The following is a 22,314-nucleotide window of genomic DNA, read 5'->3' as shown; positions in this document are numbered from 1 at the left end:
GCGAGGGGACGGCGAAAGGGGAAATCGGAGAGGGTTGACCACTTTCCAAGTTCGCTTCATCCAACTCCAACTGCAAAGGGCCGGCAATATCTGCCGGCCCTTTTGCGTTTGCTCTGGGGGAGGTTACAGCCCCGGTGGGGCAGGGGGCGGGGTCCAGGCTGCAGGCGGCCTGGATAGCCCTGAACCTAACGGGCTCACCTCGCAAGCAGGGCAACTGATCGTACCGCTGCCGAGACAGACACTGCAATCGGATTCCCAGATATCGAGCACCGGGACATAGTAGAGATTGCCGGTGCCGCCGCACTCCGGACAGGTGACGATCTTTTTACCTCTGCAGTCGTTACAGGTTGCCATTGCATAACTCCTTCCGTGCTGCGGCACGTCGTGGCTCGTTGAGTAGGAGTTGTGCAGTATAGAATAAGATCTACGTATGTCAATTGTAATTAATAAATATTTATTCTAGCAGCGCAGGTCCGGTTCGCCGGGCCTGCGCTGCTTCCGTTTGGTCGCGCCTAGAAGCGTTCGAAGTCGTTGTGGTCCAGGTTCAGTGCCACTCCCTTGTCGATGGCGGCCTGCTTGCCGCGCGCCTTGGGACTACCCTTGGTGGCTGTGGCCGCATAGGTCATCGACGCGGCGGCGCGGCCGCTTTGCCGCTTCACTCCCTCCGCGAGCCGACCCGCTGGGGCATCGTTGTCCCTGACCTGGAAGAAGGAGACGGTGCTCTGCAACTGGGCGGCCTGGGAGGAGAGCTCCTCGGCGGTGGAGGCCATCTCTTCGGCCACCGTCGCGTTCTTCTGGATCACCTGGTCCAGCACCTGTATCGCCTGGTTGATCTGCTGGGCGCCGCCGTCCTGTTCCGTGCTGGCCGCGCTGATCTCCTGGACCAGTTCCGCCGTTCTCTGGATGTTCGGCAGGATCTCGCCCAGGAGAGCTTCCGCCTTCTCGGCGATCTCGACACTGGAGGTGGAGAGGGTCGAGATCTCTCCCGCCGCCTTCTGGCTTCGCTCGGCGAGCTTTCTCACCTCGGCGGCTACCACCGCGAACCCCTTGCCGTGCTCCCCGGCGCGGGCCGCCTCGATGGCCGCATTGAGCGCCAGCATGTTGGTCTGCCGCGCGATCTCCTCCACGATGGATATCTTCCCTGCGATCTCCTTCATGGCGGCGAGCGTCTCGGCAACGGCCTTGCCACCTTCCTGCGCGTCGGCCGCCGACTTCACCGCGATCTTCTCGGTCTGCATCGCGTTGTCCGCAGTCTGCCTGATGTTGGCGCTCATCTCTTCCATGGAGCAGGATGCCTGCTCGGCCGAGGCCGCCTGCTCGGTAGCCCCCTGCGACGTGTTCTCCGCGTTCTCGGCAAGCTCCTTGCTCCCAAGGCTCACGTTGTCCGCCGCCTGCTTCACGTCGAGTACCACGTCCGAGAGCTTCTGCACCATTGCCGCCAAGTCTTTGAGCAGCTCGTCCTTTTCCGAGCGCGGCGTGACTTCAACGCTCAGGTTCCCGTCGGCGATTTCCTTGGTGATGCCGATGACGCGATCCATGGCAAGTTTCACGCTTTTTAGGCTGTCGTTGATACGTATGAAGTCGGAGTGGGCCTCCTTGGTATGCTGGTCGGGCTGCGTGAGGGCGAAATCGAGATCCAGGTCCCCCTGCGAGAGGAGGTGGAGGTTGGTAGCCATGCGCTCGATCTCGGTCTTGGTGTAGTCGCGGTTCCTGATGATCGCCGTCAGGTCCTGGACCACCTCGACGTAGCCGATTTTCTCCCCTTTGCGGTTCATGAGGTACGTCGTGTCCTGCTTGCACCCGGAGCCGCACCAGTCGAAGTAGCTCTCGGGCACCCCCCTGTGCAGCTGCTTGATGCCGCACCCCTCGGTGTTGCAGATGTTGGCGGCCGCGTTGCTGCAGGGAAGCCCCAGCGCGGTGCGCCGGTCCCTGATGCGTCCTTCCTTGACCAGCAGCGCCTCGAAAGGCTTGTTGAGGAAGGTCCAGTTCATGTCGTTGTCGGTGACGTGAATCGGGAAGGGGACCGCATCGATGATGGCCTCGTACCAGTCGTTCTTCTCCACCACCACGTCCAGGGTGCGGTTCACCCCGTCAACGATCGCGCGGAATTCACCCTGGTGCTTGGATGCGTCGGAGCGGGTCTGGAAGTCGCCGGCCAGGGCGGCGTTCACAAGTGTTTCCGTGTCGACGATCATGGCCCCCACAGCGTCCTTCACCTTGGAGAGACTGTCGTTGATCTTCACGAAGTTTTCGCGCGCCACCACGGTGTGCTGGTCCGCCTCCGCAACCTTCAGGTCGAGGTCCAGGTTCCCCAGCGCGAGCCTGGTGAGGTTCCCCGCCATGCGCTCCACCTCCGCCTGGGTGTAGTCGCGGTTCCTGATGATCGCCGTGAGATCCGTCACCGTCTCGACGAATCCGATCTTCTCCCCTTTGCCGTTCAACAGGAATGCAGTGTCCTGCTTGCATTCGGAGCCGCACCAGGTGAAGAAGCTCTCGTTCACCCCCTTGTGGAGCTGCTTGATGCCGCACCCCTCGTTGTTGCAGATATTGGCGGCCGCGTTACTGCAGGCAAGCCCGACTGCGGAATCACGGTCCTTTATGCGCCCCTCTCGGACCAGCAGCGTCTCGAACGGCTTGTTCATGAAGGTCCAGTTCATGTCGTTGTCGGTCACATGCACCGGGAACGGAACCGCGTCGATGATGGCGCGGAACCAGTCGTTCTTCTCGATGAGGCAGGCCCGTTCCGCTTCGAACTCCCTCGTCAATTTCTCCACCGTCTGCGTGTTGTTTGCTACGAGTTGATCACGCTCTGCTTCGAATTCCCCCGTCATCGTCTCGATTCTCCGGGCGCTGTTCTCCACGATTCGGTCCCATTCTGCTGCAACCGTGCGCGCCAGGTACCCGCCGAGGGCGAGGATGAGAGTGAATGCAACAGCGCCGGTGCCTAATCCGACTGACGTGGATACACGCACCGTCGCGAGAGAACCTGCGGCACCCAGAGCCGCCGCGGCAGTGACAACAGCCATTACCTTTACCTTGAGTTTCATTTCCATACCTTCCTGTCCTTGTTTCTGGTTTAGTGGTGGCGTCACCCCGACGCGTGTATCGTGACTTTGGCCGCCACCGAAGAGAAGGGGAGGGCGGCATTTAAAAATTAGCCGGGCGCGGTTTTTTAGTAGAATGCGTCTGAAGGTTCTTCATTTCGCATTGAAAGTTGGTGTTGCTTTCGGTGGGAGACGTGAATAAATGAAGGGAAAAACGATTAGCTTTGGTGAAGGGGAGCGGTATAAGAGGAGAGGTGAGCTTCTTTAGGATCTATAAGGTGAGGAATAAACAGAGAAAAAAAGTATACACAATGCAGATTGTAATACATTATATTTATGTTATTTACGTGTTTGGAAGGCAAACTTCACGAAAGTCGACTGCGTACTCTGCAAATGGTCTCATACCCCGACTGATCTGCCAATCCCCATAGATCAAGTGGCACACCCGCACCCAAGTGTCAGCCCCGATAAACCTCGTCACGGAGTTTCCCTTTTTCGGTACCAGGCCGGTAACGACGCTGTATAAACGCACGTAAGCTATCCGCCAAGCGCCGAACGTAAACTCCTGCTCCCCCTTTACCAAAGCGGGACGCAGGGGATTTGCTTACTCCGATTTTTATTTTTCTTCGCCGCAAAGCTTGCATTGCCTGCACAACCTTGTAGTCTAGAGAATGTTTAAATTGGTGGCGGTTAATTAACAACCATACTTCGTAATTGCGAAGAAAGGAGGTGCAAGTGACAACAGGTCAGTGTCAGCGAATACTGCGTGATTACCGGAACCTGTCCGCAACAAGGTTCCACGAGTTCAACCAGAGGACGAGAGCTTCCCTGGCTGACCAAACGAGGTTTCCCGACTCATTTTGGGGGAACAATCTACCGCTTGTCGTAGCGTATTTCTCGGCATCGGACAAGCACGACGCGGTGTACCACGAGTCGATGCTGGGCAGTAAACTGGTGATAGCGGAACGCGAGGGGCTCCAGGCACAACTTGTGGTCTACCTGGACCAGATCGCGGCTCTGCTGGACATGATGGCGGTGTGCAATCCCGGGATCCTCATCGCCTCCGGATTCGATCTCACCAAGGAAAGAAGAGGTCACGCCAGGGCCAAGGCAACTGCCGCAGCTCGCATCGCAGGGGATGCTGAGTCGGCAGATGGAGACAGCGGCACTCCATCATGATCCAACAACCAACATGGGGGATGCCGCCAGCATCCCCCATGTTTTCCCCAGATCGTCCTCTCACCTCCAACAAGTCATATGCTCTCCAAAAAACTTCGCCTCCCTGTCCCCGAAATCTAATCCCATCGAGCCTCTCGAGCCACTTCTCGCGATAAATGAGTCATCAACTGCGACAGACGAGTCATCAATCGCGCTAAACGAGTCATCGATCGCGGTAAACGAGTCGTCGATCGCGGTACACGAGTCGTCGATCGCGATACACGAGTCATCAATCGTGCTACACGAGTCATCGATCGTGCTACACGAGTCGTCGATCGCGATACACGAGTCGTCGAACGCGATACACGAGTCGTCGAACGCGATACACGAGTCGTCGAACGCGATACACGAGTCACCAACTGCGGTAAACGAGTCATCAATCGCGGTAGACGAGTCATCGATCGCGATAGACGAGTCATTAATCGCGATAAACGAGTCATTAATCGCGGTAAACGAGTCGTCGATCGCGGTAAACGAGTCGTCGATCGCGATAAACGAGTCGTCGATCGCGATAAACGAGTCATCAACCGTGATAGACGAATCACCAATCGCAAAAGGTTAATCATCAGGCTTAGGTAGGGCAGTTGGAGCTGTCGGAGGCGGTTCTTGGTGCGAGGCGGTGGGGGGATGCATGGCAGTTTCCACCGGTGCCGAGATCAGGCCCTATCTATCACCGGGGGGAGATGAGGCATGGATGGAGGTTGAGCGCTTCTATTCAAGTTGAGATGGGAAAGGCCTTGAGGGATATGGATGCGCTGGGATAACGAACGACGGGGGCACAAAAAAGAAACTGCTTTGGGAGGTTGCCGCTGTTCTTGGACTTGTTTTTGGCAAGTCTGAGTGCGGTCTCTGACCAAAGCAGTTTCGGTGATGGCTCCCGGCGGCAGCGTAGCGTTTTTAATGCTAGCACTGTCTACGCTCAGCGGTCGGCTTTTTCAGGACCGATGGCTGGTGGAGCGGGAGCTTTTCCCTGCTTCTGGAGGCTGGCGCATTCAATAGAGATGTTGATTAGCATCCCTTCGGTACGATGGTCTTCATAGCAGGTAAGAGTCATTATCTGCCTATCCGCTAAAAAAGCAAACAGGAATTTTGGACATGACAGGCACCAGAATTCCCGTGTGCTCCCCGCTTGAATTGGCATGCCGCTTGGCCTCATCACCCACATCATCCCCGCGCGCTACAACCGGCAGGTATGAGATGGTGGTGTGCACCTCGCGTCGGCTGGGATCAGGTCACTGCGATATCGAGGGTACCTTCCCATAGACCGTGGAGGTTGCACTGCTGTTTCGCCACCAGGGTCACCTTCCCGCTCGGTGCGGCCTCTTTGGGGACCACAACGTTGAAGGCGACTTTCGGTGCCAGGTATCCCCTCGGCTGCAGGTCCACTCTTCCACATGGCTCGTTGCCAAGGCTGAGTTCGATAAAGCCTATCCAGTGGGCCGGCATCATGCCGTGGAGCACTTCACCGACAGATACTTCCACGGTGAAAGGCTTGCCGGCCATCACTGAGGCTGGCGCGGTAATGACAGGCGCATGGCTTTTCTCAAGCGGGGTCTTTTTAGTTGGGTCCTTTACCCTGTTGATCGTCTCGAAGAGCCTCGTGTCCACTTGGTCTGGAAAATAGCGCTCGGCCGCAGCAACCGTTCCAGCGAAGCCAACGACAAAGGAGCCTGCAACAGTGGTTTTCAGAAAAGCCCGTCTGTTCATCTCACACCTCCTCATGGCATTGCCGCAATTACCCTTGCTGCGGCTGGTCTTTTGTAATTCTTATGAGTTTAGTGGTTGGTTGGGACAAGTCAACGGAAGACCTTTCACAATGCAAGGAAGAGGGGTGACGAGGGGGGAAGAAAGTAAAGAGGAAGAGGGGAGGACGTTCTTGATTTTTTGACATTTGTGGCCTGATGGCGGAGTGAAGCCTCCTGCGGTTGTAAAAAAGCCTTCGATGTAGCAACGCCCGAGCGGTGCCGGGTCTTGGAAAATCACTGTTCCCCGACAAAAACCTTACAATTCAAGACCTACCACTACTTCGTCCTTTTCGGTGTGAGATACCTAACTGTAAGCTTAAAGATGCTGAAGCTATTCATGGCCCACAAGTGGTAACCACCTGCGATAACTCGAGAGTTGCTGCACCTGAAAAAGCAGGGACGGTGATAATATGGAATGGCTGCGTAAGTGATAATGTGACTATACAACCTCTGCCGGGAGACGTTTGAGTTGCTTTCACTATTATGCCCGACGACGTCGGCTGAACCGAATCTATGGCGATAGAGTAGCCGCCGGTCGGTCGAGGGGCATCAACTACTGCAACTATGCTGTTTTCATTGAAATCAACGACTGGAAGGCCCGGTATACTTGCATACTTGGTGTGCAGAAGGTTCCAGAACGTTGCCCAGTCGGCGTCATTGCCCGCGATGATGACTTGGGCGGCATTATCAATTGCAGGAGTTACTTCTCCTTTTTGGACCGTGCTGAACTTGGGCTGCTGAGACGTGGACTGCTGAGACGTGGACTGCTGAGCCGTATCGCCCGAAGTGCCACACCCGGTGAGGCTCAGCACAAGTACCAACAGCAGGACTGCTACTAACGAATGTGCCGTTTTCTTCGGTACCATAACACTCTCCCCGCATTTGATTTAAATGCCTTTTAAGGTTGTCCTATCCATTTCTCATTTCCCACTCTTTTTGCACTCCGTTCGTGAGAAGTGGGGGCGCGCCCATGATTTTATACGATGCGGTGCAAAGTCTTGAAAAATCACTTTTCACAGACAAAAACCTTACAGGTCAAGACCTGGCACCCTTACTTCGTGCCGTCGAGTGGTTATGACCTAGCCCCCTGTATTTGAACAATATTTCCCATATGGGGTCCTATCTGTAACGGACCTTCCTTCTTGGGTCTTTGATCGTATCTCATCTGCACGCTTCTGTACTGAAATGGCTTCTTGCTCTTTGCCTGTTTCCCGTAATGCCCTGGCGTATTCTTCAAGTACGACGGAAAACTCAGTGGGAGCCTGAGTCGGTGCATTGATTTTTTCCAACGACTCGATTGCACGTAGGTAATAGGGGATGCATTTGTCAAATTGCCCTTGATCATATTTTAGGCGCGACAATTCAAGCAAAGACATGAATTCAGGTCCAGCAGTCTGATGATCCAGATCATACGCCTTCTGTAAATGGCTTTCAGACTCCTTCCAGAAACACTGGACACCGAGAGCTCTGCCGTACTCATAATTGAACACAGCTAATTGTTGGGCGGGCATATCTGCTAATTCTGCGTTAACCAACGCTTGAGCCCACTGTTTCCTTGCTGTTGTCCAATCTCCTGCTTTGCTGGCTGCATTTGCAGCAATCCCATGACGACTAGAATTTTTCGCATTAATTGCGCTGGCACAACCAGTGACCGACATTATAAGAAAAAGAGTAAATCCCAGGAAGATGGTCAGTTTCATTTATCCTCCGGTCATAACGGTTGGGGGGGGGCGGCGCATCGGCTTTCCCTCCTGAGACTTCTACATGCGCTCGCCAGCCCGCCGAGTCCGTCTCCACCCGCTCTGGTTGGTATCATCTCTCCAGCCACTCATGTGTTGCTGGACTATCGGTATTGTGTCCCCCGGAATCTCTACTCAATCTCTAAAGTTTGACGAGGATACGGACGAAGTTCTGTGCTTTTACCGTATTTTGCGGCGTCTTCTGCCTTACCTCTCTCGATTGCCTTATCGACCTCATCTTGCCCGATCGCATACCCAAGTAAAATGAACGCAATAGAACCAGCATCAAGGGCTACAGTAATTGGGGTACCAAGAACTCTATATGCGTAGTCCCTGAATTTCTCTCGAGTCCCTTTTTCGATATAAAACGTTTTGCAATCTTCGCTTTTAAAGTATTTAACTCCATGTGATTTTAACTCATCTTCGGAAACCTTGGTGCTTTTTGCTACTATGCTTTTATTTGGATCAGTTGCCTCCCACAGCATCGGAGTGAAGCACCCACTACACTGAATTGAGAGGATTAGAAAAAACGCAATTTTGAGCTTACGCAGCCGAGCCATTGTGGTCCTCCACTTTTTCACTTATGACCAACGTTCGTGAGGCGCACCGGCGGAGCGTAGCCGAGACCGCGTGCCGCCGAGTGGTTATCTGCTGGTCATATTTCTCTCTTGCTCGCGCTTCAAAACTGTCGCTGGATAGACATAGGTGAAGAAGAGTGCCGGAAGATAGGAGAAAATTACCCAGTGCCCTGAAAATAAGCGCATTTCGTAGGACTTCATCTTCCTGTATTCCAATTCCGTCAATGCGCGAATAACTTTTCCATGGTTTTTGAGGAGGAACTTTCCGTCCTCCACCAGTGGGCCTCCAAACTCCATTCCGACCATGCAGGTTCCGAAGTTTATCAAGACGTAGATGAAAGCAGCAATTCCCAGAAAAAATAGCACATCAGGGATGGCATTTATTGCGAGTTTGTTATTCTCTGACATCTGCAGTTGGATATTTTCCCTAAACCAGTCCACGTATTTCTGATCTGGTTCTCGTTTCTTTTCATTCCTAAGTTTCTTCACGTAGAACATCATGGCGCCGAAGGCTGCTATCACAGCTATCTGCATGAACCACACACCGTCGATGGCAAAAATTTCAAAGGGGCCGAAAGTGGAGAAATGAATGGCGAGACTGGCAAAAAACAGCGCTATCGATGAGTATTTCAGAATCTTAATCATTCGCTTGTTTCCAGATAACTAGTTATTAGTGGGAAATTGTCGCCATCCTCCCCACATTCCCGCATATATACCAATAATCCCTTACAAGGCTATTGGCGTAACGTGCTGATATGGCAACGTGTCATGGGCGGAATTCATGCCAATTGGGGGGATGGCCAGAAAACTGGCCATCCTCCTCCACCCGCCCCTTGGTCGCCTGAAGCACTTTAAATTAAGATTTACTTGGTATCAAGCTAATTTCTGGGCAGCGCGCCCAACGCCGGAGGCAAGAGCGGGGGAGGGGCTGTGTGGGTGAGGTGTTATTCTGGGCGCGGGAGGCAGGGGCGTCAATGCCCCTGCCTCTTGCACGAACGGAGGGGGCAGCGCTAGGGGATATCACCGACCGCGGTATTGTTCGACTCTTTTGATTCCGTTATGGTGTTGGCAGGATCGATCACGCCGATCAGGTAGAGGTTCCCGGGGTCCGTCGATCCCGTAGAGTAGCGTATTGATGTTGCCCTGCTCGCGCCTGCCGCGATGCTATTGAACTTGTAGGTCCCGATAAGCGTGTCATCGCCGGAAGGTGCCGGGTCGGTTGAGAGATACACGTTCACCGTTACCCCGCTGGCGTTTGCGGTTCCCGCGTTGAAGGTGGTTAAGGTGCCGGAGACCGTGTAACTGCCGCGTTTTTGAGTCTTGTTCACTTTGGACCATGCTCCGTAAAGGTCCGGGAGAAGGTTCACTCCGCGGCCGGTGATGGAGACGGTTGCCGTTCCGTCAGGATCGTCGGAGGGGATCGCGAGGGTTGCGGATTGTGCCCCTTCAGAGTTCGGGGTGAAGCTTACCTGGACGGTGCAGTTCGCGGACGGGGACACCGTTACCCCTGAACAGTTGTCCGTTGCGATCTTGAAGTCGGCTGCTCCTGAGAGCGAGAGCGCACCCACGGCAAGGGGAGCCGTCCCGGTATTGGCGACGGTGAACGCCTGCGTGGTCGTGGTGTTCAGGCCGCGGCTGCCAAAATCGTAAGGGCTGGGTAGGACGGATATGTTCGGGGTGCCCGCCGTGGAGGCAAGATTCACGATGCTTACCCCCCAAAGGGCCATCCCGGAATAGCTTCCCCCCCACGTCATGTTGTGGGCGCTGTTGTCCCAGGTGTCGTGGATGTGCACCGTGTTGGGGTCCTCGTAGCCGACCCCGACGATGGAATGTCCTTCCAGGTTCAGGAACACGGGACGCCCTGCGTCGATCTCCCCCTTGTACTGGGCATACGAGAAACCTCCTGCGTGCACGTTGTCGGTCATCTGGGTATAGCAGTCGGTGACCGTGTATCCCCGCGCCTCGTAGAATAGCTTCCTTCCGTAAGTGCCGTCCAGGCTCGCTTCTCTGTACCCCTCCATGGCGGCACAGGTGAGAGGCGTCGCCGCGTCTATATAGTAGAACGAGGTCGAACCGTCGACGTTGTTGTAGGCGGACTGGCTCGTCTTCATGTAGTCACCGACCGAGTCCCCCCAGGTGTGCTGGGTCCACCCGCCGGAGAGGTAGGGGTCCTTCAGGCTGCTCAGGTAGGAGATCCAGTAATCATCGATGGAGCCCCGGGTGGTTCTGCCGTCGACCCCCATGTGGGAGCCGATGAGCGGGTTGTTGGGGTAGACGTCGCCGGTTTTGTCGGTCCATTCACCCCAGGCGGTATCTTCTGCAAGCGGGACGACGCCGCCGCCAGTCGGGCCGGTGTAGATGTTCGGGTATCCGGTGCGGTCGTAGTACCCGGCGATCATCGAACCGGAAACGGCGGAACAGCCGAAAACCCACCGGAAGGCCGGCACCTCCGTCAGCGCGTTCACCCCTGCTGCCGGCATGGGTGCCGGAAGGGAGATCGTCGCGCGGATGTGATAGCCGTAGGGAGGTTTTGGCGGGCCGTTTATGTCGGCCCGCTGCAGGACGCTGTCGTCGCTGTAAAGGGTTGCCTGGGTGCTGAAGTAGGGATTGACCCGTTTCAAAGGACCTTGCGCTACGGGAACCTTGTCCGCGGGAGGTTGGGCGTAGACGGGCAGGGTGAAGAGGGTGGCAAGGAGCGAGATCACTACCAAAGAGCAGAAGGCTGTTGACGGTCTTCTCATAGACGTTCCCTCCATTCGCGTTAATGGCAGCATTGTGTGGACCGGAGTGGTATTCTCTGGATTCTATCAGCAATCTCAGAGGAAACTGGGGGGTAGTAGATAACGTCGGGAGCAGAACGAAATGTCACATCGAGCAGTACAGCCGGAGGAGGCAGGGAGACAAAAGCAAAGCCCCCTACCAAACTCCGATAGGAGGCTTCTACTACACAAGCCAAGGAGGTTTCCTTCTATCGCAAGTTTTTTCTAATGTAAACAAAGATTAACCATACTGTTGTCTTTTAACCACAACTTTTTGAAGAACAGGATGTTCCCTGTTTGGTGATGCACGTAGAGGCACATGCTAGTACTGACAAGAGATCCTGGGACTATCTGATTTTTCGATGATTGCTGTACAAAACCTTTGTGGTTTACTATACAAACCTGTGCCGTCGACAGAGACCGGCGACTGGTTGTGTGGGCTTCCAAGCGGCGGGGAATCGAGGCGAGCGCAAGAAGAGTGCCCAGCGCCACGCGAGACGGCCGCCACGTAAAGGTAGCCCTACTAGTGTTTCAAGGAAAACAGGTATGAACACAAAGACAGCAACTCCCATGGATCTCGTCCTGAAGAATCTCGATCAACTGATCCCCGACCTCGAAGCACTCTACAAGGATGTGCATGCCCATCCTGAGCTGTCGATGCAAGAAATGCGGACGGCAGCGCTGGCGGCGGACTGGCTTGCCAGGGCGGGTTACGAGGTGACGACCGGTGTCGGCAAAACGGGAGTGGTAGGCCTGCTCCGCAACGGGGAGGGGCCGACGGTGATGCTGCGTGCCGACATGGATGCACTACCTATTAAAGAGGGAACCCATCTCTCCTACGCGAGCCAAGAAACCACGGCTGATGCGGAAGGAAACGTCGTGCCGGTCGGACACATGTGCGGCCATGACATGCATGTGGCCTGGCTCGCCGGCGCCGCCGCCTTGTTTGCCAGGGAACACAATGCCTGGCGAGGGACCCTGATGGTGGTCTTCCAGCCTGGCGAGGAGACGGCGCAGGGTGCCCAGGCTATGATTGACGATGGCCTCCTCGCCCGTTTTCCCCGACCCGTTGTGGTGCTTGGGCAGCACGTCATGCTTGGAGCGGCCGGTGACGTCGCCGGAAGTGCCGGTCCCATAACCTCGGCGGCGGACAGCCTTCAAATCAAGCTGTTCGGCCGCGGTGCCCACGGATCGATGCCGCAAGCCAGCGTTGATCCCGTGGTCATGGCCGCGACCATTGTTCTGCGGCTACAGACAATCGTTTCTCGCGAGGTGGCCGCGACGGAGGCAGCGGTCGTCACGATCGGCGTCGTGCAAGCCGGCACGAAGGAGAACGTCATACCTGACGACGCGATCATAAAGCTGAACGTTCGGACATTCGATGCCGGAGTTCGCGAGCGCGTGCTGGCTGCCATCGAACGTATCGTCAACGCCGAAGCGGCAGCTTCAGGTGCGCCTCGGAGCCCGGAAATCACGCCCTTGGACCGGTATCCGCTCAACGTGAACGACGAGGCGGCAAGCCAACGGATCGCCGAAGCCTTCCGCGCTCATTTCTCCCCGGGGCGCGTGCACCACACCGGACCGGCGCCGGCAAGCGAGGATTTCGGCTGTTTCGGCACGGCCTGGCGCGTGCCGTCAGTCTTCTGGTTTGTCGGCGGTACCGACAGGGAAACCTATGCAAAGGCGAAAGAGTCTGGAACGCTGCATAAACTGCCGGTCAACCATAGCCCCCAATTCGCGCCTGTGCTCCATCCAACCTTGGAAACCGGTGTCGAGGCCATGGTCGTTGCGGCGCTGGTGTGGCTGGCGTCATAGGGGGGAGGGACGCCGGTCGACGGTGTGGTGAGGGATCGCGGAGTTTGAGATGAGAGAGGGCGAGATGGCAACACTTCTCCTGGTGCTTGATCTCACTGGTACCTTTGTTTTCGCGCTGAGCGGAGCAATGGCTGGGATAAAACGCCGCGTTGATCTGTTCGGGGTCCTAGTCCTGTCGTTTGCGGCAGGCAATGCCGGGGGCATAGCGCGCGACTTGTTGATCGACGCTACACCACCGGCAGCAATCAGCAACTGGTACTACCTGGCTGTGTCGCTGCTTGCTGGAATAGTAACCTTTTGGCGCCCCTCCATCATCGATCGGTTGCGCAACCCGGTGCTTCTGTTTGACGCCGCGGGACTGGGGCTCTTCGCTGTTGCCGGCACGCAAAAAGCTCTCGTATTCGGTCTCAACCCGGCTATGGCAGCGGTGCTCGGCATGCTGACCGGGATCGGGGGTGGCATGAGCCGTGACGTGCTCCTGACCGAGGTTCCCACCGTATTGCGTTCGGATATTTATGCCGTGGCGGCCCTGGCTGGTGCCGTCGTGGTTGTGATCGGCTCTGCGTTTCAACTCCCGGCGACGGCGGTGACAATTGCCGGCGCCGTCCTTTGTTTCGGGCTGAGGCTCATGGCTATCCGCTGGGGCTGGCATCTTCCCATCGCCAGTGACACCGGGCAACCGGAAAGTCATGCGTCGAAGGAAAAGAAGGATGACGACGCAACCAAGCCCTGAGATGCAGATTCTTGGGACAGGCTTGCCACATTGCACACGACGGCAAGAGTGCCTGGCACCGACGACATTAATTCAACAGGTTATGCACCGCCTACGCAACTGGGGTAGGGGGCGGACTCGCCGGGGATGATAGGGCACAGCTTGATCGGCGTAAGCCTCTTGAGACGGTCGGCCCATACCGCATCGTCGAACTTGATTGGAGTCTGCGATGCAGCGCTTCTTTCTGCCCATTGAATGGTGTAGTAGTCGCTCTCGCCTTTGATGACGATGAGGAGAATGGTTTCGCTGTACAAATCGCCCGTTGGGTTTGCTACACCACAACCGACAACAGCAGCGAATGCATCGAACTTGTCGATCTTGAATGCCCCTAACCCCGCTCCGTTGAACGAGGTAGGGCAAGCCTGCTTGAACCCTCCAGCAATGCAATTGATGATAGCAAAATAAAGCAGGGTAACCAATTTGATTACCCCGCTTATCAGTTAACTTCAGAATTTAATAGCTGATATAACTGCCAGTCATCATTTTAGGGGAGGTTGAGCTGCCAGGTGACGGTCGCACCGGAAGAAGCTTCTGACGGAGTGACAGTACGTAAGTCTGATCCCGTACCACCTCCCTCGTAGTCAGGGTACTCCCATTCGACATGCATAACGTAGCCAACACCCGACGGGACAACGAAGGTGGAGCCAGTAATGTGCTCATCAGAAGACCAACCGCCATCGGCGATGAGATTCGTATCGGACGCGTCGTTTACCCAGAAATGTGTATAGGGGTGGTTGCTGCTAGAATTATTTTGCCCTACCAGAGTCGTTGTACCTCCACTGCCACTTTGCGCCTGAACTGTAATAGTAACCGATTTGGTCACCTCTTGATTGCCGGCGTTATCGATTGAGTACCACTGGATCGTATGTGATACGCTGCCGGAAACCGGTGCAGCCACCGCAATCGAAGTACCTGATGTAAATGCTGCTGCGTCAAGCTTGTACCATGTGCTGGCAACACCTGAACCACTATCCGTTGCTGACAGGGTAAATGTCTGATTGCCGGAGTAGGTGGTTCCAGCTACAGCCGTACTGGTAGTGACAGGTGCAGTCGTATCAATGCGGAATTGATTTGAAACGTGAGTAGTCTCGGTGTTGTTGGCATTGTCAACGGAGTAATAACTGAAGGTATGCAGACCATCACCGGATACAGTGAAGCTCGTGCCGGCGGTGAATGTACCGGAATCTATCTTAAAGTAGGTCGACTTGACACCGGAACCGGCGTCGGTCGCGCTGAGTGTTACCGCCTGGCTGGCCTTGAATACGGCGTTTACGGTGGGATTGAAGCTTGATGTCGTCACCGGCGCAACGGTGTCGGATACCGGTGCTTGAACTGTAATAGCAACCGATTTGGTCACCTCTTGATTGCCGGCGTTATCGATTGAGTACCACTGGATCGTATGTGATACGCTGCCGGAAACCGGTGCAGCCACCGCAATCGAAGTACCTGATGTAAATGCAGCTGCGTCAAGCTTGTACCATGTGCTGGCAACACCTGAACCACTATCCGTCGCTGACAGGGTAAATGTCTGATTGCCGGAGTAGGTGGTTCCAGCTACAGCCGTACTGGTAGTGACAGGTGCAGTCGTATCAATGCGGAATTGATTTGAGACGTGAGTAGTCTCGGTGTTGTTGGCGTTGTCAACGGAGTAATAACTGAAGGTATGCAGACCATCACCGGATACAGCGAAGCTCGTGCCGGCGGTGAATGTACCGGAATCTATCTTAAAGTAGGTCGACTTGACACCGGAACCGGCGTCGGTCGCGCTGAGTGTTACCGCCTGGCTGGCCTTGAATATGGCGTTTACGGTGGGATTGAAGCTTGATGTCGTCGTTGGAGGTGTTGTGTCGGGTACTGCTACCGCCTGTACGACGAACGACACCTGCTGTGCTGTCTCAACATTCATGGCGTGGTCGGTTGAGTAGAATTGGAGCGTATGTGTTTTCGACCCAGAAGATGGCGGTGCAATTCCAATATCGGTTCCAATTCTCCACGCCCTGCCGTCAAGACTGTACCTGGTAACCGAAATACCGGATGTTCCTTGATCAATGGCCGTCAAATGGATATTTGCAGTCACCCCGGCCGCGTATGTAGCAACTGCATTGGAAGTAGTTACCGGAGGTAGAGTGTCGCCAACTGCTGCGACTGTCATGTCCGGATTATGACAACGTGCACAATTGTCTCCCGGTCCCGGATACCCCCCGCTTGTGTCATGGCATAAGTCGCAAGATGCAGATGAATTCCAATACATACCATTGTGGTCGGCCGTCATTTTTACATGAATCGCTGGGTGGCATGTTCCTGCTGAACAAGTCTTATCCCATGCACCATTAAAAGAATTTCTTGGTGGATTGGTGCCTCCGTGGCAAAGCGAACATTTGCTGCCATGTTGTTGGAGAAGGCTCTCATAGTGGCATAGTGTACAATTCTCACTGATACTTAAAGGGGTGACGTCGTGGGTACTGTCACTGGTAAACATCACGATATCACCAGAACCCAGCGTTGCCTTGTGGTCCGGCATTGCTGCAGTAAATGAACCTTTGGCGTCGTTATGCGTATGGCAATTGTTACATACTTTCGGGTCATTGCTGGCGTGGTCAGCGATTGTGTTCGGGAGTGCATGACATCCCTGGCAGATACCGGTGCCATCGGCATTCTTGTATTCCCTGTTGTCTCCGGCATAACGGTAAAAAATCTGTTTTGATGTTCCCGGCAGGTTTCTCCGGATTAGGTTGATGTTTGTCCCTTTTGTATTATTCGGATCGTTCGGACCGTACTCCACATGGGCAGCATGGCAGTCGAGGCACTGTACATCCTGGCCCTTGGCATTGTGATTGAATTTGTCTTTATGGCAGTTGGTGCAGATGTTAAGCGTGTCTGCGGCACCGCCAGCTACTTTAGCCCCACGAGTATCGGTGCGCAGCAGGTTGCCGTCGCCAAGTTTGCCATTACTGTCAGCCACCGGCGGATTGGCACTTTGTGAATAGGCGCTGTGTACGGAGTGACAGGTGCTGCAGAGAACTACACCACCTGATGCGGACAATCTGCTATTTAGATCGGAGTTCGGATTGCTCGGATTGGCGTTGACCGGAGGACTGTTATAGCCTGCTGGGTTAGCTGCTACTGCATCCGAATAGGTAACATTCACCGGATGGCTAGCTGGATAAGAACCAGGCACAACTCGCTGACTCTTTACGTCACGGGACCTATGGCAATCAAGGCAGAGTTGATCATTATCATTGGCAATGCGCTTGTATTTGCCATTGCTGTCGTCATGGGGATTATGACAGCTCACGCAGGCCAACTGGAATCCGGTGTAGTTCTGTACCAGTGTCAATGCCCCGGTGGTCGGTGATTGGGCACCGGCGGTCGGTGTAGCAACATTTCCGGTCCATTTATGCGAGGTCTGCTGTGTAGCGCTGTTCGTACCGGTAGAGAAGTCGGTATGGCACGACAGGCAGCTGTTGTTAAACACGGTGCTGTTTGATGGTATGTCCTGGTTATGACAGCTTGTGCAGGCGGTATTTGTTACATTACTCGGGTCTACATGGGGGCCGTCTATGGCACCGACGTCAAAGGGGGTGACGAGGGCAAGCATGGCAAGACCGAGGGTTATGGTTAACAGTTTTTTCATGGCGGGGCTCCTTGAGCTATAGGCACAGTGACAATATATGTATGTGTTCTCTATTCAGCGCTTTATCAGTGGCAGCCGAAACACTTGGAGGTGAATTTGGCTACTACATCCAGAGTGCCGTTTTTGTGCTGGCTTGGAGCCGTTAAGTAGTTTGAGATTATGGTTTTGCCATCTGGTCCGATATTCGATTTTGCATCGGGATGGCAGAGCTCGCAGTTGTTTCCCCCGGGGATCGTGTTATTGGTATGCTGACCGCTGTGCCACACATTCTTGGAGTACGGGGGGATTTTGTGGCAACTGTTGCAGTTGGTATCGGCTTGGTCTTGCCACAGGGCTGTGGCGTTGCTCATGCCACCATAGTTGTAATTCACAGCTACATAGTCATCAGCACCCCAGTCATAGATATAGTAGATGTAAGTGCCAGCTGGTATGTTGTGGCACGCGATGTTCGAGCATGTGGCTGCTGTGTTTGTTTTTGGGGAACTCCAACTGCCGGATTGGGCGAAAATCGGGTAAGGACCGCCAGGATAAAAAGCCCCCTTGGTACTGTCCTTGAAAAATGATTTTGATGCGTCGAACGAGAAGTTCAAATTGTGGCAAGCCGTGCAATCATTCATGTAATTCTGGTGTTTGAGATGAATGGAGTCGGGACAGAGTTGGTTATTCTTGGAGTCGTAACAATACGTATTCGCACCGCTGGCCACGGTACTGAGCAGGACCAAGGTAAGCAAAGCTAGGTTGAATATCACAGTAAGCAGTCGGTTCATTTCGTGACTCCTTGAGTGTTAGTAGTGCTTGTTCCATAGCTATTTGATGTGCTCTTGGACACGGTGGGCTTTTTGTATTTTTTGAGTTGGTAGGTGTCAATCGATGCATCATGGGGGACCCATTCCTGGCCATTGTAAATATATTCCCGATTGTCAGTGGTGTTGAAATATAGCTGCATGATTTTAGGATTGTTCGGTTCATGCGGCAGCTGCTGCACTTCTTTGGCGAAGGATAAGGAAACGGGGAGAGCAAACAAGCTAACCAGAACCAGCGTTACACATGCGGTCATTACACTTTTGGTGACTAGTTGTAGTGGCTGTGATTCCTGACATTGATGCAATTTCAGTGTTCTCATAAAGTAAGTTCTCCTCATCAGGTGATATGTAGACAAATTACGGCTGGTAACAATATGTATTATTTATAATAAGTAATATAAATAGGTATGATATTCCCCCGCAGCATTTTGCGGTGGGAGAATAGTCAATGTTTATACGGGCGAAGCTTTGTTTGGAAATGGATCTAGTGCAAGACCGTCAGGCGGTTGTATTGGAGTTGGTATTTGTAAGGAGGTTATTATGATGGGCCCTGCGAAGTTGGTAACGGCTACAGGGAAAATATGACAATCAATAAAATACCTAGCCGATAATTCAGATTTCTTGGATATGACGGTGTGGATTTGATGGAGAGGGCCGGCAAGGTTGTACCAGGAATTGGCAAAATGATTGTTCAGCAAGGTAATGCCAAACTGAAGATTCAGTATCAAGAGCGGTAAAAGCAGGATTATTCGAAATTTGGAATAGAAATGGCGCAAGGGAGTCTCCCTTTTTCATTTCTTTCGGCAGTCCAGCTGTCCGGTTCTGTGAACTTTGGACCTGTGGCTTTGCGTACCCACCTCTCGATAGGGTTGCCTTTTACGAAGTAAAATATTTTGTATACAGGCAAAGTGTGTGCCATTAAGAAAGGTATAACAATTTTAAATAATTAGTATTTTAATTAAAATATAAACCGCCATATAGCCATATTTAATGCAGTAAAATAACTGTTCTATCTCTGAAGAAAAAGACGTTAGAAGGGCATCCGGGATCAACTGAAACAGTCACACTCGCACAAATCTGGTGAGCAATGGCTTGGGGGAGGGCTGCAAGAGAGTTTCACCCAGACGCGCGGGGGCTACGTCGCGATAGCCACAGGCCAGAATAGGGACGGTGTGATAGCAGAAGTTCCGGGGGGGGGCGGTGTAGTTCGGAGAAAAGCTACATTACAAGGCAGGGACTAGAGAGTGAGTGGACGTTATTAAAAATGATGTCGACGATGTCGCCACTATAGGCCACGTGAGAGGCCACGGATAAAACAAAAGGGGTTAGCCTTGTAAGCTAACCCCTTGTTTTATTGGAGGCGGCAATCGGATTTGAACCGATGAATGAAGGATTTGCAGTTTAAGTAATCCTTATTTTCAACGTGTTTCACGGCTGTTTAATTCATTTCAAATGTGGACCTAAGTTGTTGACAATGCGCTATTTTACGTGTAATTATCTTTTCAGGATGTTTCACGACATGTCGTCCAAGCACAGACTTTTTTGCAGCGATTTTGCAGCGATCGCTGCAAAAAACACGAGGGAAAAATGGCACGAACCAAGAGCACGATGTTCACCGACACCATGATACGGAAGCTGAAACCCGAGGAGGTGAAGTACACTCGCTCCGAAGGGAACGGGTTCACCGTCAGGGTACTTCCTTCCGGGGCTAAGGTTTGGCTTTACCTCTACGGGATGGATGGGAAGCGCTGGGAACTGAACCTCGGGACCTATCCACAGTTGTCGCTGGAGGAGGCGCGGGACCAGTTCGAGGCGGCCCGCAAGAAGGTGAAGGGGGGAGTGAACCCGGCAGCCGAGCCCGAGGAGGTGGCGGAGGAGGTGTCTGAGGAACGAAGGCGTGACCTCACTTTCGACGAGTTGGCCCGGGAGTACATCGCCAACAACGTCGAGGGGCAGCTGGTTGAATCCTCCGTGTACGGCATCAAACGCATCCTGCTGACCACGGGGAAGAAGGGGACGATCGATGATTTCAAGACATGGCGTTCCAGGAAGGTCGCGAGCATCACCACGGAGGAGGCGGCGAAGCTTGTAAAGGACGTTTCGGCGCGGTCGGCTGCAGCTGCGCGTAACCTTATCCGGGCAGCGCGGCCAATGTTCTCCTATGCCCTGGCGCGGGAGATGGTGAAGACAAACCCCTTCATCCTCGGTAGCGTGAAGAGTTTCCTCTCCAAACCGGTGCAGGTGAGGCTTGTGCCTGGCGTTAGGAGCAGGACCTTCAGCGAGGATGAGATAAGGCATTTCTGGAAGGAACTCTCCAAGGCCACCGGGGGCGTAGAGGCAAGAAACGCCCTGCGTCTAATCCTCCTTACCGGGCAGCGACCGGGCGAGGTGCTGGGGCTGCATTCCGACGAGATCGAAGGTAACTGGTGGACGCTTCCAAAGGAGAGGACCAAGGCCCGTTACGACAAGAACCGTATGGACCACCGTGTGTTTCTGGTGCCCGAGGCACTGGCGCTGATCGGGGACAAGAAGGGATACATTTTCGAGTCGAGGGTGAAGAAGAGGGGAGGCGGGGAGTCTGAACTAAGGCCGATATCGACCAACGCCCTCGGGCACCTGGTTCTCGTGAACAAGTACCTGGGACTGCCTCCATGGGGGCCGCACGATCTGCGCCGTACCTGCCGCACCTACATGTCTGACATCGACGGCATCAGTGCGAGTGCGGCCGAAGCGATCCTGAATCACGCCAGGGAGGGAACCAAGAAGAACTACGACCACCACAGGTACCTGCGCCAGATCGAGACGGCGCTAACCCTCTGGCGCGACAAGCTGGTCGAGATCGTCGGCGGTCCGCTGGTACCGGGGCTGCCGGATAACGTCGTACAGTTAAGGCGCCAAGTCACAGGGGTGGAATAAGGGCAGGAGAGGAAACCCCGTTGAGGAGGCTAAGGAAGGGACTTCACAGTTTGACGTTCCGATCGATTACGTGTACAATCCCCAGCCTTGTTAGTGATGACTATTTAAAAGGACTATATAATGGCACATGATGCCTCCGCAACTTGGAATGGGTTCAATTATCAAGGTAAGGTAGCGATTTTTCACAGTCTCAGGGTTATAAATCAAAAGCTAAATGAGGACCCCCATTTCGACTTTTCACGATTTGAGTTGGTGCTGGAACATAATGAGGATTTCGAAATCCGAGACCAAAATGGTCCGCAATCCTTTCACCAAGTGAAAGCATATAATGAGACCTCGTATAGTAAATTCGAAGAGGCCCTTCTCGAACTGGCTATTGAAATAAAAAAGCATCCGGGGGTAAAAGGGTACCTACATACATGGAAAGCAATTGATTTGCCGGTTGGTACCTCATTTGAGTCAAAGATAATTGAATCCCTACGAGAAATAATAAGAAATTACGATGAAGCGTTAGATAAAAATGTTAGTGTCATTGCTAAGTCATTGACGAAGGCTAAAGACATCCCCAAAAAAGCCAAAATTATTAGGCGTGCTTCAATACAACCACAAACAGCTGATGGAATTAAGGCATTTCTTGAAGAAGCTATTGAAGGTGATACAAAATCAACTAACAGGATTGAAAGGTACAAATACCCAACTGAACTGTACTGCTGTGATATCGAAGAGATTAATAACCTTATTCCAAGTGAATTAGAAGTATACTATGTTAAAAATGGTACTAACTACACCTCTAGTCAGGTAGATAAAGTTGTAAAGTTTTTCCTTGGCAAAATTGACTCGCACATAATAGAGCGGCATAGAAGTGTCAATAAAGGGGATCCAATACCTATTAAATTTGATGAGTTGCTGAATATTGTTAACACAGATCTTGAGGATATGAGTGACACTTATTTAGCTAATAAATTCAAGGACCAATTTGTTTCACTTCTTCCCCTGTTTTGCTCGGATACTGAACTCTGTAGCGATAACTCATTGTGTGATGAAAATAAGTGTAACTGGCACGAGCTTACTGATTATCTATGTCAGCTGCCACCCGAAACTCTTTGGGATTACTACAGAGGATTTAGCCCGCACAAAAAATTGACATCCAAGTGTAATACAGACAACGCCTTTGAAGCAGATATTGATTCCATTTTACATACATTATTTCCTATTTTTATTTGCTGAAAAGCAAAAAGGCACACTTTGTAGCTTCAAAATGTTGTATTTACTACACACCATCAAACGATAA

Annotated in this window: 17 protein-coding genes and 1 riboswitch; of the genes, 6 read left to right on the top strand and 11 right to left on the bottom strand. The window is 53.3% G+C overall.

The features are described from left to right. Nucleotides 1-512 precede the first annotated feature (512 nt). Nucleotides 513-2,342, bottom strand: coding sequence for a methyl-accepting chemotaxis protein (locus tag KP003_RS10895; protein ID WP_437178067.1), 1,830 nt, complete (start codon nt 2,340-2,342; stop codon nt 513-515). 1,638 nt (nt 2,343-3,980) lie between these two features. Between KP003_RS10895 and KP003_RS21305 the strand changes: the two genes are divergently transcribed. Then, nucleotides 3,981-4,223, top strand: coding sequence for a hypothetical protein (locus KP003_RS21305; RefSeq protein ID WP_236026999.1), 243 nt, complete (start codon nt 3,981-3,983; stop codon nt 4,221-4,223). After that, on the top strand, nt 4,198-4,824 hold the full coding sequence (locus KP003_RS10885; RefSeq protein ID WP_217299598.1) for a hypothetical protein: 627 nt from the start codon (nt 4,198-4,200) through the stop codon (nt 4,822-4,824). Before KP003_RS21305 ends, KP003_RS10885 begins: the two co-directional genes overlap by 26 nt. 665 nt (nt 4,825-5,489) lie before the next feature. Here KP003_RS10885 and KP003_RS10880 read toward each other — a convergent pair. The 6 genes from KP003_RS10880 to KP003_RS10855 all read right to left on the bottom strand — a co-directional run bounded on the left by KP003_RS10880 (nt 5,490) and on the right by KP003_RS10855 (nt 11,065). Beyond that, entirely contained in the window at nt 5,490-5,969 is a 480-nt protein-coding gene (locus KP003_RS10880) for a class II SORL domain-containing protein (RefSeq protein WP_216499811.1), read from the bottom strand. Between the two features lie 373 nt (nt 5,970-6,342). After that, nucleotides 6,343-6,873 carry a protease complex subunit PrcB family protein gene (locus KP003_RS10875; protein ID WP_217299597.1) on the bottom strand — a complete coding sequence of 177 codons (531 nt, stop codon included), beginning with the start codon at nt 6,871-6,873 and terminating at the stop codon, nt 6,343-6,345. Nucleotides 6,874-7,086: 213 nt separating this feature from the next. Then, nucleotides 7,087-7,707 carry a tetratricopeptide repeat protein gene (locus KP003_RS10870; protein WP_217299596.1) on the bottom strand — a complete coding sequence of 207 codons (621 nt, stop codon included), beginning with the start codon at nt 7,705-7,707 and terminating at the stop codon, nt 7,087-7,089. 170 nt (nt 7,708-7,877) lie between these two features. Next, on the bottom strand, nt 7,878-8,306 hold the full coding sequence (locus KP003_RS10865) for a hypothetical protein (protein WP_217299595.1): 429 nt from the start codon (nt 8,304-8,306) through the stop codon (nt 7,878-7,880). A gap of 84 nt (nt 8,307-8,390) precedes the next feature. Further along, entirely contained in the window at nt 8,391-8,969 is a 579-nt protein-coding gene (locus KP003_RS10860) for a hypothetical protein (RefSeq protein ID WP_217299594.1), read from the bottom strand. A 365-nt stretch (nt 8,970-9,334) separates the two neighbouring features. Further along, the gene (locus KP003_RS10855; RefSeq protein WP_216788287.1) at nt 9,335-11,065 is read right to left on the bottom strand and encodes a choice-of-anchor D domain-containing protein; all 1,731 of its coding nucleotides are present in this window, start codon (nt 11,063-11,065) and stop codon (nt 9,335-9,337) included. A gap of 564 nt (nt 11,066-11,629) precedes the next feature. Between KP003_RS10855 and KP003_RS10850 the strand changes: the two genes are divergently transcribed. Together KP003_RS10850 and KP003_RS10845 are read left to right on the top strand one after the other, a co-directional pair. Next, nucleotides 11,630-12,898, top strand: a complete 1,269-nt coding sequence (locus KP003_RS10850) for a M20 family metallopeptidase (protein ID WP_217299593.1) — start codon at nt 11,630-11,632, stop codon at nt 12,896-12,898. A gap of 64 nt (nt 12,899-12,962) precedes the next feature. After that, on the top strand, nt 12,963-13,631 hold the full coding sequence (locus tag KP003_RS10845) for a trimeric intracellular cation channel family protein (RefSeq protein WP_216788285.1): 669 nt from the start codon (nt 12,963-12,965) through the stop codon (nt 13,629-13,631). Between the two features lie 80 nt (nt 13,632-13,711). Here KP003_RS10845 and KP003_RS10840 read toward each other — a convergent pair whose 3' ends face one another. The 4 genes from KP003_RS10840 to KP003_RS10825 form a co-directional block, all read right to left on the bottom strand. Further along, nucleotides 13,712-14,089: a hypothetical protein gene (locus KP003_RS10840; protein WP_216788284.1), complete on the bottom strand. Its 378-nt coding sequence runs from the start codon at nt 14,087-14,089 to the stop codon at nt 13,712-13,714. A 65-nt stretch (nt 14,090-14,154) separates the two neighbouring features. Beyond that, nucleotides 14,155-17,304, bottom strand: a complete 3,150-nt coding sequence (locus tag KP003_RS10835) for an OmpL47-type beta-barrel domain-containing protein (RefSeq protein ID WP_217299592.1) — start codon at nt 17,302-17,304, stop codon at nt 14,155-14,157. Between the two features lie 65 nt (nt 17,305-17,369). After that, on the bottom strand, nt 17,370-18,071 hold the full coding sequence (locus tag KP003_RS10830) for a CxxxxCH/CxxCH domain c-type cytochrome (protein ID WP_216788282.1): 702 nt from the start codon (nt 18,069-18,071) through the stop codon (nt 17,370-17,372). Further along, nucleotides 18,068-18,427 carry a hypothetical protein gene (locus KP003_RS10825; protein ID WP_216788281.1) on the bottom strand — a complete coding sequence of 120 codons (360 nt, stop codon included), beginning with the start codon at nt 18,425-18,427 and terminating at the stop codon, nt 18,068-18,070. The genes KP003_RS10830 and KP003_RS10825 overlap by 4 nt, the downstream gene beginning before the upstream one ends. A 479-nt stretch (nt 18,428-18,906) precedes the next feature. Further along, a riboswitch (cyclic di-GMP riboswitch) is annotated at nt 18,907-18,991 on the bottom strand. A gap of 703 nt (nt 18,992-19,694) precedes the next feature. Here KP003_RS10825 and KP003_RS10820 point away from each other — a divergent pair. Both KP003_RS10820 and KP003_RS10815 read left to right on the top strand, forming a co-directional pair. Next, nucleotides 19,695-21,023 (top strand): tyrosine-type recombinase/integrase, encoded by a 1,329-nt coding sequence (locus tag KP003_RS10820; protein WP_217299591.1) that lies wholly within the window; start codon nt 19,695-19,697, stop codon nt 21,021-21,023. A gap of 120 nt (nt 21,024-21,143) precedes the next feature. Then, nucleotides 21,144-22,250, top strand: a complete 1,107-nt coding sequence (locus tag KP003_RS10815) for an ABC-three component system protein (protein WP_217299590.1) — start codon at nt 21,144-21,146, stop codon at nt 22,248-22,250. The last annotated feature ends 64 nt before the right edge of the window (nt 22,251-22,314 follow it).

Origin of the sequence: Geomonas diazotrophica (assembly GCF_019063885.1) — a bacterium.
Taxonomy (GTDB): Bacteria; Desulfobacterota; Desulfuromonadia; order Geobacterales; family Geobacteraceae; genus Geomonas; species Geomonas diazotrophica.
Note: the sequence above shows the minus strand (reverse complement) of the source record. Positions and strands in the feature narration are given on the sequence as shown.